The organism is Achromobacter sp. NPDC008082 (assembly GCF_042957345.1).
In the GTDB taxonomy this organism is placed as follows: Bacteria; Pseudomonadota; Gammaproteobacteria; order Burkholderiales; family Burkholderiaceae_B; genus Achromobacter; species Achromobacter kerstersii_A.
Window position 1 is genome coordinate 322,391 of sequence record NZ_JBIBIB010000004.1, and the last position, 14,838, is coordinate 337,228.

The 14,838-nt window shown below is 63.8% G+C and carries 15 protein-coding genes; 10 read left to right on the top strand and 5 right to left on the bottom strand.

The window, feature by feature from the left end; translation table 11 throughout:
• The first annotated feature begins 97 nt into the window (after nucleotides 1–97).
• From ACFZAI_RS17685 to ACFZAI_RS17695, 3 genes are read left to right on the top strand one after another with little or no spacing between them, the layout of a single operon-like run.
• On the top strand, nucleotides 98–775 hold the full coding sequence (locus ACFZAI_RS17685; RefSeq protein WP_391568149.1) for a CsgG/HfaB family protein: 678 nt from the start codon (nucleotides 98–100) through the stop codon (nucleotides 773–775).
• A gap of 27 nt (nucleotides 776–802) precedes the next feature.
• Nucleotides 803–1,267, top strand: a complete 465-nt coding sequence (locus ACFZAI_RS17690) for a DUF4810 domain-containing protein (protein ID WP_391568151.1) — start codon at nucleotides 803–805, stop codon at nucleotides 1,265–1,267.
• The gene (locus ACFZAI_RS17695; RefSeq protein ID WP_391568152.1) at nucleotides 1,267–1,917 is read left to right on the top strand and encodes a DUF799 domain-containing protein; all 651 of its coding nucleotides are present in this window, start codon (nucleotides 1,267–1,269) and stop codon (nucleotides 1,915–1,917) included. The genes ACFZAI_RS17690 and ACFZAI_RS17695 overlap by 1 nt, the downstream gene beginning before the upstream one ends.
• Before the next feature lie 55 nt (nucleotides 1,918–1,972).
• Here ACFZAI_RS17695 and dkgB read toward each other — a convergent pair whose 3' ends face one another.
• The gene (dkgB, locus tag ACFZAI_RS17700; RefSeq protein ID WP_391568153.1) at nucleotides 1,973–2,776 is read right to left on the bottom strand and encodes a 2,5-didehydrogluconate reductase DkgB; all 804 of its coding nucleotides are present in this window, start codon (nucleotides 2,774–2,776) and stop codon (nucleotides 1,973–1,975) included.
• 124 nt (nucleotides 2,777–2,900) lie between these two features.
• Here dkgB and ACFZAI_RS17705 point away from each other — a divergent pair, with 124 nt between their 5' ends.
• On the top strand, nucleotides 2,901–3,803 hold the full coding sequence (locus tag ACFZAI_RS17705; RefSeq protein WP_391568154.1) for a LysR substrate-binding domain-containing protein: 903 nt from the start codon (nucleotides 2,901–2,903) through the stop codon (nucleotides 3,801–3,803).
• Between the two features lie 102 nt (nucleotides 3,804–3,905).
• Nucleotides 3,906–4,799, top strand: coding sequence for a DUF4261 domain-containing protein (locus tag ACFZAI_RS17710; protein WP_391568155.1), 894 nt, complete (start codon nucleotides 3,906–3,908; stop codon nucleotides 4,797–4,799).
• On the opposite strand, the gene ACFZAI_RS17715 is transcribed toward ACFZAI_RS17710, so the two are convergent.
• Nucleotides 4,783–6,012 (bottom strand): MFS transporter, encoded by a 1,230-nt coding sequence (locus ACFZAI_RS17715; protein ID WP_391568156.1) that lies wholly within the window; start codon nucleotides 6,010–6,012, stop codon nucleotides 4,783–4,785. The genes ACFZAI_RS17710 and ACFZAI_RS17715 overlap by 17 nt on opposite strands.
• A 98-nt stretch (nucleotides 6,013–6,110) precedes the next feature.
• Between ACFZAI_RS17715 and ACFZAI_RS17720 the strand changes: the two genes are divergently transcribed.
• Entirely contained in the window at nucleotides 6,111–7,061 is a 951-nt protein-coding gene (locus ACFZAI_RS17720) for a LysR family transcriptional regulator (RefSeq protein ID WP_391568157.1), read from the top strand.
• A 70-nt stretch (nucleotides 7,062–7,131) separates the two neighbouring features.
• Here ACFZAI_RS17720 and ACFZAI_RS17725 read toward each other — a convergent pair whose 3' ends face one another.
• Nucleotides 7,132–8,073, bottom strand: a complete 942-nt coding sequence (locus tag ACFZAI_RS17725) for an ornithine cyclodeaminase family protein (RefSeq protein WP_391568158.1) — start codon at nucleotides 8,071–8,073, stop codon at nucleotides 7,132–7,134.
• A 160-nt stretch (nucleotides 8,074–8,233) separates the two neighbouring features.
• On the opposite strand from ACFZAI_RS17725, the gene ACFZAI_RS17730 reads away from it, so the two are divergent.
• Nucleotides 8,234–9,190, top strand: coding sequence for a LysR family transcriptional regulator (locus tag ACFZAI_RS17730; protein WP_391568159.1), 957 nt, complete (start codon nucleotides 8,234–8,236; stop codon nucleotides 9,188–9,190).
• Here the strand turns inward: ACFZAI_RS17730 and ACFZAI_RS17735 are convergent.
• Both ACFZAI_RS17735 and ACFZAI_RS17740 read right to left on the bottom strand, forming a co-directional pair.
• Nucleotides 9,187–10,119 carry an N-carbamoyl-D-amino-acid hydrolase gene (locus ACFZAI_RS17735; protein ID WP_391568531.1) on the bottom strand — a complete coding sequence of 311 codons (933 nt, stop codon included), beginning with the start codon at nucleotides 10,117–10,119 and terminating at the stop codon, nucleotides 9,187–9,189. The two genes, ACFZAI_RS17730 and ACFZAI_RS17735, sit on opposite strands and share 4 nt — an antisense overlap.
• 321 nt (nucleotides 10,120–10,440) lie before the next feature.
• Nucleotides 10,441–11,493, bottom strand: coding sequence for an EAL domain-containing protein (locus ACFZAI_RS17740; protein WP_391568160.1), 1,053 nt, complete (start codon nucleotides 11,491–11,493; stop codon nucleotides 10,441–10,443).
• 293 nt (nucleotides 11,494–11,786) lie between these two features.
• Between ACFZAI_RS17740 and ACFZAI_RS17745 the strand changes: the two genes are divergently transcribed.
• The 3 genes from ACFZAI_RS17745 to ACFZAI_RS17755 all read left to right on the top strand — a co-directional run bounded on the left by ACFZAI_RS17745 (nucleotide 11,787) and on the right by ACFZAI_RS17755 (nucleotide 14,772).
• Entirely contained in the window at nucleotides 11,787–12,371 is a 585-nt protein-coding gene (locus tag ACFZAI_RS17745) for a sigma-70 family RNA polymerase sigma factor (protein WP_391568162.1), read from the top strand.
• Nucleotides 12,368–13,000, top strand: coding sequence for a DUF1109 domain-containing protein (locus ACFZAI_RS17750; protein WP_391568163.1), 633 nt, complete (start codon nucleotides 12,368–12,370; stop codon nucleotides 12,998–13,000). The genes ACFZAI_RS17745 and ACFZAI_RS17750 overlap by 4 nt, the downstream gene beginning before the upstream one ends.
• A 257-nt stretch (nucleotides 13,001–13,257) precedes the next feature.
• Entirely contained in the window at nucleotides 13,258–14,772 is a 1,515-nt protein-coding gene (locus ACFZAI_RS17755) for a hypothetical protein (protein ID WP_391568164.1), read from the top strand.
• Nucleotides 14,773–14,838: the final 66 nt, after the last annotated feature.

Here is a 14,838-nt window from a genome sequence, read left to right on the forward strand (position 1 = left end):
TCAGTTTCAACAGTATTCATTTGTTTATAATCCCCCCTCAATTTAATGGCGACGGATGCCTGCCCCGCCTTTCGCCAGGGGCCGGCTGGAGAAAACGATGTTCAGCAAGGTCGTAAAGATTGGGGCGTTGGCAGTGTTGTCGACGATTATTTCGGGCTGCGCTACCGAGCGTTCGCAAGCCCTGGCCGTGCCGGCGGTGCAAGCGGCAAGCAAGCCTTACCAAGGCGTGCGCAGCCCGATCTCGGTAGGCAAGTTCGACAACCGCACCAATTATTTGCGCGGCGTTTTCTCTGACGGCGTTGACCGTTTGGGCGGCCAGGCAAAGACCATCGTGATCAGCCATTTGCAGCGCAGCGGGCGCTTCCAGGTGATGGACCGCGAGAACCTGTCCGAGATCGCGCAGGAAGCGGGCTTCAACAAGAAGGCCAGCCAGATCAAGGGCGCGCGCTACGTGGTGACCGGCGACGTAACGGCATTCGGCCGCAAGGTCACGGGCGACCAGCAACTGTTCGGCATTCTTGGCCGGGGCAAAGAGCAAGTTGCCTACGCAAAGGTCGACCTGAACGTGGTGGACGTGTCCACGTCCGAAGTGGTGTATTCGGCGTCGGGCGCGGGTGAGTACAGCTTGTCGAACCGCGAAGTCATCGGCTTTGGCGGCACCGCCAGCTATGACTCGACGTTGAATGGCAAGGTGCTGGACCTGGCGATTCGTGAAGCGGTTGATCGTTTGGTTGACGGCATCGAGCAAGGCGCCTGGCAGCCTTCCGCCAACTAAGGGGCCACCATGTCGAGCATTCAGACTATGAATCGTCCGGCTGCCGTGGCGCGCGCTGGCCGCGGCCTGGCGATTGCCGCCGTGGCGGGCCTGCTGAGCGCATGCGTGCAACAGCCCAAGCCCATGTACAGCTGGCAGGCTTACCAGCCGTCGGTCTACGCCTACCTGAAAGACGATGGCGCGGACAGCGCGGTGCAGGCTCAGGCCCTGGAAAAGAACATCGAAACCGCACGCGCGGCCAACGTCGAGCTGCCGCCGGGCTTCCGTGCGCATCTGGGCATGCTGTATCTGAAGATGGGCGACGGTGACAAGGGCGTCGAGCAAATCCAGAGCGAGAAGGTGGCTTTTCCCGAGTCCGCGCCTTTCATGGACTTCCTGATGCGCAACGTCGGCAAAGCGTCGCCGCAAACGGCGGCCGCACCGGCGGCTGACGCTGCCGCTTCCAATTCCAAGGCGCCCGTGGACGCCCAAGCATCGAAGAAGGGATCGTGATGATGACCCGTTTTTTCCGAGCCGGTCTGTTGGCGGCGGTGACGCTGCTGGCAGGTTGCGTGGCTCCGCAACAGCATGTGGACTACACGGCGTTCCGTGAAAGCAAGCCGGCGTCGATTCTGGTGTTGCCGCCGCTGAACACGTCGGTGGATGTGGCGGCCTCGGCTGCCGTGCTGTCGCTGGCGACGCGCCCGTTGGCTGAGTCCGGCTACTACGTGATACCCGTGGGCGTCATGGACGAGACCTTCAAGCAGAACGGCCTGAGCAGCGCGGACGAAATCCACGAACTGCCCGCCGTCAAGCTGCGCGAGATCTTCGGGGCCGACGCGGCGTTGTACATGACGGTCAAGCAATACGGATCAAGCTATGCCGTGTTGTCCAGCAACGTCACGGTTTCCATCGAAGCTGAGCTGCTTGACCTGCGTAACGGCGCCAAGCTGTGGTCGGGCTCCAAGCAAGTGGTGCAGGCCAGCAACAGCAGCGGCGGTCTTATCGGCATGCTGGTGCAAGCCATGGTGGACCAGATCGTCAACACCTTGTCTGACCGCAGCTACGGCGTGGCCAACACGACGAACCACATGCTGCTCAGCGCAGGTCAACCGGGCGGCATCCTGTACGGTCCGCGTTCGCCGCATTACGACACGCAGTAATTCTGCAAGGCAGCGGCCCCCTTGTTGGCGGGCCGCTCGCCATGACCTGCGCCGCTTAATCCCAAGCCGCCGCCAGCCCGTCCGGGCTGACTTCGCGCCCATTGCGTTCCAGCGCAGCGATCTGCTCCATGTCGTCGCTCGTCAGGCGCAGTTGCTGGGCGAGCAGATTGCTCGCCAGGTTGTCGCGTTTGGTCGACGACGGGATCACCGAATACCCCAATTGCAAGGCCCAGGCCAGCGCCACTTGCGCGGGCGTGGCGTTGTGGCGGCTGGCGATCTGCTGGATGACGGGGTCTTTCAGCACCTTGCCGTAGGCGAGCGTCATGTATGACGTTACGTGGATGCCTTGTTCCTTCAGGAAGGCGGTGAGCGCCGCGTTTTGCAGATAGGGGCTGAGTTCGATCTGGTTTGTGGCGATCTCGTCGCGGCCCACGGCGGCGATGGCGGCGCGGGTTTCGGCGATGGGGAAGTTCGAGATACCGATCTGGCGCGTCAGGCCTTGCGACTTCGCGTCGGCCAGCGCGGTCATGAATTCGTCGACCGATACGCCGTTGCCGGGCGCGGGCCAATGGATCAAGGTCAGGTCGACGTAGCCCGCGCGCAGCTTCGCCAGGCTGTCGCGCAGGCTCGCGGCCAGCTTGGCCTTTGAGTAGTTCGGCACCCAGATCTTTGTGGTGATGAACAGGTCTTCGCGCGCCACGCCGGATTCGGCGATGGCCTGGCCGACCTCGGCCTCGTTTTCGTAGATTTGCGCGGTGTCGATCGCGCGGTAGCCAACGTCCAGCGCGTTGCGCACCGAGTCGATGACGACCTGGCCTTGCAAGCGGAACGTGCCGACGCCAAATGCGGGAATGCTCATGTAAAACTCCGGAAAGTATTCGGGAAGCCAGGCGCTTTTGGCCCGGGAATGACGCTAGTGTGCCTGCGCGATACTTGATGAAAAAGCCCGGTATCGGCGAAAGACTTTTGATATAACGTCAAGTATGAAAACCACTCTCGACGAAATGCAGGTCTTTATTGCGGTTGTGGACAGCGGGTCCATCACCGCTGCCGCCGACGTGCTGGGGCAGACCATTTCCGCCACCAGCCGCACCATGAGCCGGTTGGAAGAGAAGCTGCAAACGACGCTGATGCGCCGCACGACGCGCCGGCTTGAACTCACCGAAGAAGGCAAGACCTATCTGGAGCAGGTGCGCCGCATCATCGCGTCGGTGGAAGAAACCGAAGAACTGATGAACGCGCGCCGCAATCAGCCGGCGGGCCTGCTGCGCGTGGATGCGGCGTCGCCGTTCATGCTGCATGTGATTGCGCCGCTGGTGCCCGGTTACCGCAAGCGCTATCCGCAAGTGGAGCTGGAGCTCAACAGCAACGAGGGCAACATCGACCTGCTTGAGCGCCGCACGGATCTGGCGATACGCATCGGACGGCTGAAGGATTCTTCGCTGCATGCGGTGCTGTTGGGCCACAGCCGCGTGCGCGTGCTGGCCAGCCCCGGCTATCTGGCGGCGCATGGCACGCCGAAGCGCGTGGCCGATCTGGCGTCGCACACGCTGCTGGGTTTTTCGCAGCTGGAATCGTTGAATGAATGGCCGCTGCTGGAGGCCGATGGGCAAGCCCTGCATGTGAAACCCGCCGTGCGCGCCTTCAGCGGCGAAACGTTGCGGCAGCTGGCGTTAAACGATGGCGGCATCGTGTGCCTGTCGGATTTCATGACGCGCGGCGACCGCAAGGCGGGCACGTTGCAGCAGCTGCTGGTCAAGCAGACGCAGGATGTCAGGCAACCGATCAACGCGGTGTACTACCGCAACACGGCGATATCGTCGCGCATCAAGTCGTTCATCGATTACGTGGTGCAGGCCGTCGGGCCGGAAGGATTCGCCGAATAGTCCCCACGGTGAGAGATGTGTCCAATGGAGACAAGGGCGTCTCGGGCGAAAAGGGCAAACGTATACTGCCCCCGTTTTTATTCTTACCGCCCCAGACACCCCATGAGCATCTTTTCCCGTTTCTTTGGCCGCAAGGAAGAATCCGCCGACGCACGTGCGCTGGCGGCCAACCCCGCCATCGAGAACCCGTTGAGCCTGCAAGTGTTGTTCGCTGCGCCCTTGGCCGTGACCGAAGACACGCTGGCGGCTGCCCTGCGCGGCTATCACCCGTCGATGAGCGACGCGCGCGCAGAAATTGCGCCGGACATGCCGGAGTTCCTGGGCCTGGTCGGCTGGGGCAAGCATGTGGTGCGGCTGGTGGGTTTCAATGCGCCCTATCCGAAGGACGCGCTGGAAATGTGCGTGGCGCCGGCGCATTACCCGGCCACGGTGAAGGAAGAAATCCGCGCGCACGCCAGCCATCTCATCCTGTACTACGCGGGCTTTGAAGAAGACGTGCTGGAGCAATACGTGGCGCTGGCTGCGGTGGCAGGCGCGTTGACGGGCTTCAAGGCGATGGCGGTGATGAACGAACACGCGCATACGTCGCTGCCGGCGGGCGTGTTCGATGGCGAATCGCTGGGTGAAGAAAGCCTGGACCTCTTGCGCACGCTGCCGTTGACGATGCTGTATTGCGGCTTCGTGAAGTACGAAGTGGAAGGCGTGGAAGGCGTGTGGATGCGCACCTATGGCGCCGACCAATTCGGCCTGCCCGATTTCGCCGCGTTGGCCCAGGGCCACCACGAAGGCGAGTACTACTCGGACATCTTCAACAACATCCTGGGCTACATGCGCGACAGCGGCGCCGAACTGGCCGCGGGACACACCATGCAGATCGGCGAGAACGCCTACATGAAGTTGCGCGCGCCCGCCCAGGAAGAGTATTACCTGGACGGGCCCGGCATGGTGCTGGTGGCCGAGATCATCACGGCCGACGAGATCAACGCGCCGGAGTAAGCGCCGCGCCGCGGCGCGCGCCCGGCCACACGCGCATGCCCAGCGCCAAGGCCGCCGCGCCCGCCGCCACCACGGTGACGCCCGTCCAGCCCCAGTGCGCAAGCGCCAGGCTGCCCAGCGCGCCACCGGCCGCCATGCCGATGAACACGCCCGTCATCAGGATGGCGTTAAGACGGCTGCGTGCGGCCGGGTCGATGCCGTAGACGATGCTTTGATGCGCGATCAGCGAGGTCTGGATGCCCAGGTCAAAGCCGATGGCGCTGCCCGCGATCAGCCACAGCGCGGCATGGGGCGACAGGAACGGCAGGAAGATCATGGCGGCGAACGACACCATCGTCAGCCCCGCGCCCAGGCTGGCCACGGCCAGCGGGCCGCGGGTGTCGGCCACGCGCCCCGCCAGCGGCGCGGCCAATGCGCCCGCAGCCCCCGCCAGACCGAACGCGCCCGCCGCGCCGGCGCCCAGGTGAAACGGCGCGCCATGCAGCATCACCGCCAACGTCGACCAGAACGCGCTGAAGCCCAGCGACAGCAGGCCCTGCGCCGTGGCGGCGCGGCGCAGGCCGGGGTGTTGACGCCACAGGGTGGCAAGCGAACCGAGCAAGGCAGCGTAAGACAACTGTGCGGTCGGCACAAAGCGCGGCAGGCCACGCCACAGCGCTGCGCCCAACGCCACGATGGTGACGGCGGCGGCCACGAACATGGCGCGCCAGCCAAATTGCTCGGCGACAAAACCACTGACCACGCGTGACAGCAGAATGCCCAGCAGCAGGCCGGTCATGACGGTGCCGACGATCTTGCCGCGTTGTTCAACGGGCGCCAGATGGGCGGCGGCGGGCACGATGTCTTGCGCCAAGGTGGCCGACAGGCCGACGACGAAGCTTGCCGCCAGCAGTACGCCGATGGATGGCGACACGGCGGCGGCCAGCAGCGCCAGGCTCAGCACGGCGGCCTTGATCAGGATGATGTGCTTGCGGTCGTGGCGGTCGCCAAGCGGCGCCAACATCAGGATGCCGAAGGCATAACCCAGCTGCGTCAGCGTGGGAATCCAGCCCAGCGTTTCAGCGCTGGCGTGGATGTCCACGCCCAGCACGCCCAGCATGGGCTGGCTGTAATACAGGGACGCAACCGACAGGCCCGCGCCGATGGCAAGCAGGAAGACCAGGCCGCTTGATAGCGTGCTGGCCGGGTGGGAGGGAGAGGTTTGGGAAGACATGATGGGCTATCCGAGGGATCGAGTACGGGGCAAATTCTGGGCTTCCCGCCCGCGTTTTGGTAGCCAACCTAGGGGTACATCCGTTATACGATAGGCGTATGACCACCCCTGCCCTGACCGCCGCGGCCGGCACCGACCGCATGCTGCTGATCGAAACTTTCGTGCGTATCGTCGAGGCCGGCAGCCTGTCAGCCGCCGCCGCGCAGATGGGCGGCACGCAGCCGACCGTCAGCCGCCGTTTGCAATTGTTGGAGCGCACCTTTGGGGTGCGCTTGTTGCAACGGTCCACGCACGCCATCCGCCTGACCGAAGACGGGCAGCGCTGCTACGAACGCGCCAAGGAATTGATCGCGACGTGGCAATCCTTTGAAAGCGAAGTGCGCGGCGCGGGCGATGAACCCATCGGCACGTTGCGCGTGGTGGCCCCGCACGCGTTCGGCCAGGACCAATTCGTGGAGCCGCTGGCGCGGTATCTGAAGCAGTATCCGAACATGCGCGTGGAATGGCTGCTTCATGACCGCATGCCCGACCTGATTGCCGAGAACGTGGATTGCGCGATTCGTGTGGGCGCGGTGACGGACCCGTCGGTGGTTGCCGTGAAGCTGGGTGAAGTGCCGCGCATCGTGATCGCGTCGCCTGATCTGTTGCAGGGCGCGCCCGTGCCGCAAGAACCCGCCGAGCTGTCGCGCTTGCCGTGGCTGGCGCTGCGCACGTTTTATCGCACCGAGGTCAGTCTGACGCACTGCGCGACGGGTGCGTCGGAACGCTTCGGCATTCAGCCGCGTCTATCGACCGACGGGCTGCATGCGTTGCGCAAGTCGGCCGTGCTGGGGCTGGGCGTGGCGTTGGGATCAGCGTGGGCCATGCAAGACGATCTGGCGTCCGGCCGCTTGGTGCATCTGGCGCCCGAGTGGCGCGCGGACCCCTTGCCGGTGTTCCTGGTGTATGCGCCGTCGCGCTTTCAGCCAGCGCGGCTGCGCCGCTTTATCGAGATCATGCGCGAGCACCTGCCGGTGGAATTGGCCGAGCCGGACAGGGATCGCGTTTAAGCAATGCCGCACCCACGCATCAACCATGCATCACCGGCGCATCGCCCACGCCACAACCGCGCATCCCCCCTCACGCAGCGTCGCTCACCGCCTCGTACACCAGTGTCGCCAGCGTCAAATCCTCCAGCGCGCTGCCCACCGCCTTGAACACCGTAATCTCGTCATCACGCTGCCGGCCCGGACGCTGTCCCGTCGTCAACTGATGCAGATCGCCTTGAATCGCCGCTAGCGTCAGCACGCCCGCCTCAAACGCGGACAGCAGGTCGCCGGATTTGGTGGGCGCTTCGTCCGTGTCCACGTACACCGTCGTGCCGTCAAAGCAGGCGGGGTCGGTTTCGCGCATTTCGGGTTTGAAGCTGCCGATCAAATCCAGGTGCACGCCGGGGCGCAGCCACGCGCCCTGGATCAGCGGCACGGTGGATAGCGTGGCGCAGCTGATGATGTCCGCCTGGCGCGCGGCGGCTTCCAGATCGGTAGTGGCTTCGGCGTCAAAGCCCTGTTCGCGCAGGCTTGCCGCCAGCGCGTCGGCGCCGGCTGCGCGCACGTTCCACACCAGCACACGTTCAATCGGGCGCACGGTGCGCATGGCTTGCGCGACCAGCCCCGCGATGCGGCCAGACCCCACGATCAACAACGTGCGGGCGTCCCGTCTTGCCAGATAGTCCGCGCCCAAGGCGGCTGCGCCCGCCGTGCGGTACACGGTGACGATGTCGCCGTCGACTTGGGCAATCGGCACGCCGGTGGTGACGCTGTACAGGTTGTAGGTGGCGTGCAGGCCGGGCAAGCCCTGATGCGTGTTCTCGGGAAAGATGTTGATGATCTTCACGCCGAAATAACCGCGGTCGCTCCATGCGGGCATGATCAGCGTTGTGCCATGCGCCGCGCCGGACTGGATGGCGTGGACGTGGCGGGGCGGCACGGTGGCGCCGTCTCGAAATGCGTCGCGCAAGGCGGGAATGACGGCGTCAAAGGACAGCGCGTTGCGGGTCTGTTCAGTGTCGATAAAGCGCATGGGGTCACTGCCTGAAAGGGGTCAATCAATCAAAGGGCCGCAGGCAGTCTAGCAGCGCGCCCCGCCGGGCGCACCCCGCGCATCATTCAGTAGAATCCCTTCCAAAGCAGCGCAAGCGCGCGCTGCGCCTGCCGCTCAGGTCAAGAGGAAAGAACGCAGCATGTCTGAATTACCCGGGAAGGTCCGGTCTGGCCCGCTGAACCTGCGGCAGATTGAAGTGTTTCACGCCATCATGATCACGGGCTCGCTCAGCGCCGCAGGGCGGCTGCTGCATGTGACGCAGCCGGCCATCAGCCGGGTGTTGGCGTCGATAGAACTGCGCTTGGGCTACGCGCTGTTTGAGCGGTTCAAAGGCCGCCTGCATCCCACCAAGGAAGCGCGCAAACTTTTCCAGGAAGTGGAATCCATTCAGGCGGGCGTCAACCGGCTGAACGACATGGCCGCCGGGTTGGCGGGCCACGGCGGCGGCCTGGTCAGCGTGGTGTCCAGCCCCAGCTTCGGCGAATGGCTGATCCCGGCGGCGACGGCGAAGTTCTGCGCGCGCAACCCGGGCGTGCGCATCCGCTATCGCCCTTTGGGCATGGATGCGTTGCTGCCCCAGCTGCTGCTGGGGCATGCGGACATCGCCATCTCCACGATCAAGCCGGAGCATCCCAACCTGATCACCAGCGAGCTCGCGCAGGGCGAGATCGTCTGCGTGCTGCCCGCGGGCCATCGGCTCGCCCGTGAAAGCGTCATCCATCCGGCGATGCTGGCGGGCGAGATGCTGGTGGGCTACGGCCGCGATACGCCGCTTGGCGACACCTTGTTCAACTACCTGGAACCCTTGGGCCAGGCGGTTACGCCCGCCATCGAGGTGCGTTCGTCCCAGACGGCGTGTTCTTTCGTGCGCCAGGGCGTCGGCGTGGCCCTGGTGGATTCGTATGGCCTCACGGATACGTTGATGCACGGCATCGTGGTGCGTCGTATCGAGCCAGCGATTTCGTTGTCCGTCCACGTGTCCCATTCCCGGATCGATCCGCCGCCATCCATCGCCAAGGCGTTTCTGACGCAGTTTTCCCAGATCATCAAAAAAGAACTGCCTGCAATGACGCAGGCAATTATCAATCGGGCTTAGACCACGTCTGGCACGGGCAGCGGGTCGCCCGCGCCGGTGCGTTCGGTGATCAGCTTGTAGTGGTGCGGGCTGCGGTGCTTGGCGAAGTTGAACACATGGTCGCGGAACATCTGGCCCATGCCCAGATCGATCTTTGCGGTGATGACTTCGTCTTCTTCGCCGCTGGAACGCGCCACGATTTCGCCCGACGGCGCCACGATCATCGAGCTGCCGATCATGTGGTGGCCGTCTTCATGGCCGCACTTGGCGGCGGCGCCGACCCACACCGCGTTCTGATACGCGCTGGCTTGCAGCACGATCTCGTGCGTGGTGGTGCGCCAGTGCGCGGGCTCGTTCCAGTGTATGTTCAACGACGGCGTGTTGTAGCCCAGCACGATCAGCTCGGCGCTTTGCAGCGACATCACGCGATACGTCTCGGGCCAGCGGCGGTCATTGCACAGGCACATGCCGATCTTGACGCCGTTGGTTTCCCACACGCCAAAGCCCAGGTCGCCCACTTCAAAGAACTTCTTCTCCAGATGCTGGAACGGCGCGTCGACCTTGTGGTCCGAGTGGCCGGGCAAGTGGATCTTGCGGTACTTGCCGATGATCTTGGCGCTGCGGTCAACCAGAATGGCGGTGTTGAACTGGCGGCCTTCCGGCGTCAGCTCGGCATAGCCCAGATAAAAGCCGATGCCCAGCTCGCGCGCCGTGTCGAACAGCGGCTGCACGTCGGCGTTGGGCATGGTCTTTTCGAAATAGCGTTCGACCGCTTCCGCGTCTTCCATCCAGTAGCGCGGGAAGAACGTCGTCAGCGCCAGTTCCGGGAACACGACGAATTCCGCCTTGCGGGCGGCGGCCTCGCGCATCATGTCGACCAGGCGGCGCACGACCACCGCGCGGGTGTCGGCCAGGTTCACGGCGCCCATCTGGGCGACCGCCAGGCCCATTTTGCGGGAGGGGGTTGCGTTGCTCACGATATCAATCTCCAGGGTGTTCGTATCGAATGGGGGGGGCAGGCGTCGGGCGTTGCGCAGCGCCGGGCGCGGCGGAAGATGCAAGCATGCATGCGTGCGCAGAATTTCGATACCGCAGGGCAGCGCTGCGCAGCTGGCGGCGGCGCACGCGGGCGATTCCGCTAAGGCACTGATTGGATTGACGTTTTATCCCCAGGCGGCAGAGGCCGCGCACCCCACGCATAACGCTGGAGCATGGACGCTATGCAAAGTTTTATATCGGGTTTCCCCGCGCTTAGCCCCACGCGGCCGGCCTTATCCGATGGCGTGGCCGCTGGGCGCAGCCCGGTCGGCCGCAGCGGCGCGGGCGGCCGGACAGAACGATACGGCCATCAGCGCGGCCGGTTTCGCCACCGCTTGCGGCGCGACGCTTGCGCCCAGCAGTTCGGCCCGGCACGGGCGGCCATACAGCCAGCCCTGGCCCGTCGCCTCGGGGGCGCGTTCCAGAACATAGCGGGCCTGATCTTCGGTCTCGATGCCTTCCACCAGCACGTAGATATTCAGGCGGCGCGTCATCTCGAACACCGAGTCCAGCACGGGAGCCGCCCAATCATTGGCGCTGACCCAACGGATCAGCGCGCGATCCAGCTTCAGGCCGCTGACGCCCCACGTCAGCAGATTGCTCAGGTTGGCATAGCCCGTGCCGAAGTCATCGATAACCACGCGGAACCCCGCCCGCAGATATTGCGAGATCAATGCACGCGGATCTTCCACGACAAAGGCCAGCGACTCTGTGATTTCCAGCACGATACGGTCGGGTGCAATGCCGAACTCGCGTGTTGCCTTCAGCATGAAGTCCACGAACGACAAGTCTTCGATGTCGCGCGGCGTGACGTTGATGCTTCCGTAGAAACCACCCGGTTCGCGCAGCGGGATTTGCAGGTCGCTTAACGCGGCGCGCACGATGTGCCGTGTCAGCTTGCGGCCCAGGCCCGTTGATTCGGCCCACTGGAAAAACGTTTCGGGCGGGATCGCGCCCAGCGTTTCGTGCGTCCAGCGCGCCAGCGCTTCGACGCCTACCGTGCGGCCCGACGACATCTCCACCAGCGGCTGGTAGACGACGTGGATGTGGCCGCGGCGCATGGCGCGATTCAGCCGCCGACGCACGCCGGCTGCGCCGCTGGACCAGCGGTAGATCAGCAGGCAAAGCAGTACGGCGCTTGCAGCGCCAAACAGCGCAGGAAACAGCACGTTGCCGTGGGTCTGCACGGCCACGTCAACGCTGGGCACGACAGGCGCCGGGATCATCGCGCCGTACGCCACGCCCAGCACTGCGCCCGCCAGGATGAGCAATAAAAAGTACGGCAAACAGGGGCGCATAAACCGATGTGAAATTGTCATGGGGTGACCATTCGGACACGTTGCAAAGTCATGCCGAAACGCTCGGCACGCTTTGTCTAATTCGCGCCGCCGCGTCCGGTTGTTGCAGCCTTGACGTTAATTTTCATTTGGTTTTGACAGCATGTTTGCGAATATCCGAAGGCAAGCTACGAACCGTAATGTGTGGCTCAAAAATTATGTATCCGTGTGTTTTGTCGCGCGTATACTGCGCATCATGGTTCAGCCCCAGACGCTGCGTTGTGGCGAGGCTGCTGACCAATATGGCGGACGACATGCCACGAGAATTCTCCGCTAGTTTGGGGAACGCGGAATCAGAACTAAGAGCACTGTGGCTACAAGCCCAGGCCGGGGATGAAGCCATCTATCGCGAGGTTCTGTGCCGCATCGCGCGGCTATTGCGGGCCTACTTGCGCCGACGCATGGCAGGCTCGCCAGACGAGGTCGAAGATCTGGTTCAGGAATGTCTGCTGGCCCTGCACTTGCAGCGCGCAAGTTATGACCCTGCGCAGCCACTTTCTGCCTGGATCTATGCAATCTCTCGTCACAAGCTAATTGATTTCTGGCGGCGCAACCGGCGTTATGGGGCGCAGAATGACCCCATCGATGATGTGGACGAACTTCTCCTGGTCGGAGAAACCGGCGATGCCACATCGAACATGGATCTCGCGCGCTTGTTGGGGGAATTACCCGACGTGCAGCGGCGAGCCATTGAGCTGACAAAACTGGAGGGGCTCAGCGGCGCGGAAGCGGCCGCACAAATCGGCATGACAGAAGGAGCTATCCGCGTTCTGGTACATCGCGGTTTAAAAAGAATGAGCCAACTCGTAAAGGTAGTTATGAAGTGAAGACTAAAAACTTCATCGATTTTCTCGCCACAGGCGCGGGTCCTGCGCCGAAATTCAACGCAACCTTGAAATTGTGCGCCGCGCTCATTGCCGGCGTAGCCGCCAGTCTGGGAATCGGCTTTGTCGTCAATGGCATCACGCTTCCCGCCTTTACGCTGCCCGCCCGCTGGCTCAGGCTGGCTTATGCGCTGTCGATACTTGCCGTCGGCTGGGTGATGGTCCAGCAATTGTCCCGTCCGCTGCTGCATGTGAAATGGGTGGCGGGGGCCTTGATGTTGATGGTGCTGGTGATGGCCGGATTCGGCGTTGCGGCGTGGATGGCCGCGCCCTCGGGCCAGACGGACCTGCTGTTCTGGGGCGAGTCCTGGATGGTGTGCCCCTCCCTGATCGTGCTTTATTCCCTGCCCGGATTGGCGGCGGCGCTATGGGCGTTGCGCACGTTGGCGCCCACGCGCTTGCGCCTTGCCGGCTTTGCGGCCGGCATCTTCGCGGGTGCGCAAGGGGCTTTAGGGTATGTCTTGGTCGGCACTGACGACGCTTATCTGTTCGTGGCTGTCTGGTACACGCTGGGAATGTTATTAACCGGTTTTATTGGAATGCTGTTAGGGCCGAAAGTGCTGCGCTGGTAGGCGGGTTGGCCCGGCTTGTCGATGCGATTACGGACCCAGTCGGGTCCGTTGTTGTTCATGGCGCAGGCAATTGCATGCGCCGCATCATTTCGTGCACTGCATTTTGCAATTGCGGTAACGAAATGGCGCGTAGCGCCGAATAAGAAGACATGCCGGCGCTGGCTGCATCGATCTTCGGTCCAAGATCCACGGTCTTGGGAAAGCGGGAAGCGCGGGCGCCCTAGCCGTCGCGCCGCGTCGGCGCCGCCGAGCATTCCATGAACGCCCAAGAATTCTTCAAAGTGTTGCATCAGCATGCGGCAAGCACGTATCGGCCCGCGTTGCTGGGATCTCGTATGTCACTGTCCTACGGCGCGTTCTGCGCCTATGTGCAGGAGCGCGTGGCGCTGTACGAGAAAATGCCGGTCAAGGTGTTGCTGACCGTCCAGGACAATGCGCCTTGGGCCGTCGTCGATGATGTGGCGGCATTGATGGCAAATGTTGCCCATGTGTCATTGCCGCCGCTGCTGTCGGACCGCATGCTGGCGCGCGTGCTGGATCGCAGCGGGGCCGATACGGTGATCGCACCCGCCACGATGGAGGCCAGGCTCGTGCGCTTGGGATTGCAGCTGGCGATGGGGTTGCCCGGAGGCGAAGCGATGTATGTGCCGGTTGCCCCGCCGCCCGCGCGCACGCTGCCGCCAGGCACCGCGAAGATTGTGTTCGACATCGATGCCGAAGACATGGGAAAGGGCATCTGCCTGAGCGCCCACGCGTTGCTGTTATCCGCGGCGTCCGTAGCCAACGCGTTGGCCGAGCGCGGCATCAAACGGCACTTGATGACGCGCCCCTTGGCCACGCTGCAAGAGTGCGTGATGGGCGCCTACGCAAGCTTGATTGCGGGCGCAACGTGTGTCGCCTTGCCCAGCAGCCATCTTGGCCTGGAGGCCGGGGGCGTGGACCCATTCGTCTTGCATGACGAGCTGGAACACCACGGCGCACAAAGCTTTCTGAGTACACCGCAGGCGATGGTCGACTACGCCACCTTTCTGCAAGACCGCCGCGCGCGAGCGCCCGTGACCTTGCGCTGTGCGCTGATCGACGGCCCGGCGAACGAGCTGGGCGTGCGCCGTCTTTTTGAGGCCGCCGGCCTGCCCGTCGTGCCGACGTTTTCTTTGGCGCAGGCCGGCTCCGCCGTGGCGATCAACACGGACGCCGTCCATCACGCCGGCGCCGCAGGCAAGACCCTGCCTCACTTGCAAATGCGCGCCTCGGCAAGGGGCGAACTCGAAATCAAGGGCACGCAATTCCTGGGCTATGTCGACCACCCGCCCTACTTCGGAGAATGGCTGGGCACCGGCAGATATGGCGAGATCGACGCCGACGGATACGTATCGCTGTTGGATCGCGTGGACGCCGTCGTTGTCGCCACCGCCCGCATCGGCCCCACGCAGGCCAGCGCCGAGCGCGCGTTACTGGACACCTCGCTATTCATGCAGGCGGTCGTTTTCTTCAAGCCGCGGGTGGGATGCTGCGCGGTGTTGTGGATGATTGGCCAGAACGTGTCCGATGGCGAAATACAGGCCGCTGTCGACCGGTGTAATGCCCGGCTGGACTCGCGTTCACAGGTGGTGCGCTGGACGCGCGCGAAGGCGCCCTTTTCTTTCGCGTCGGGCCTGTCCACGTCTCAAGGACGGCCCCGCCGTTCGGTGATCTTGCGCCTGCACGATCAAGACTTCAATGACGCGATTGCTGAAGACGCGCGTCACGACGCGTTGATAGTCGGCGCGTAAGCGCCACGCAGGCGGCGCGAAAACGCCGCGCGCCGTCTGCCCATTCTTCGATGCCTTTGCCAACTA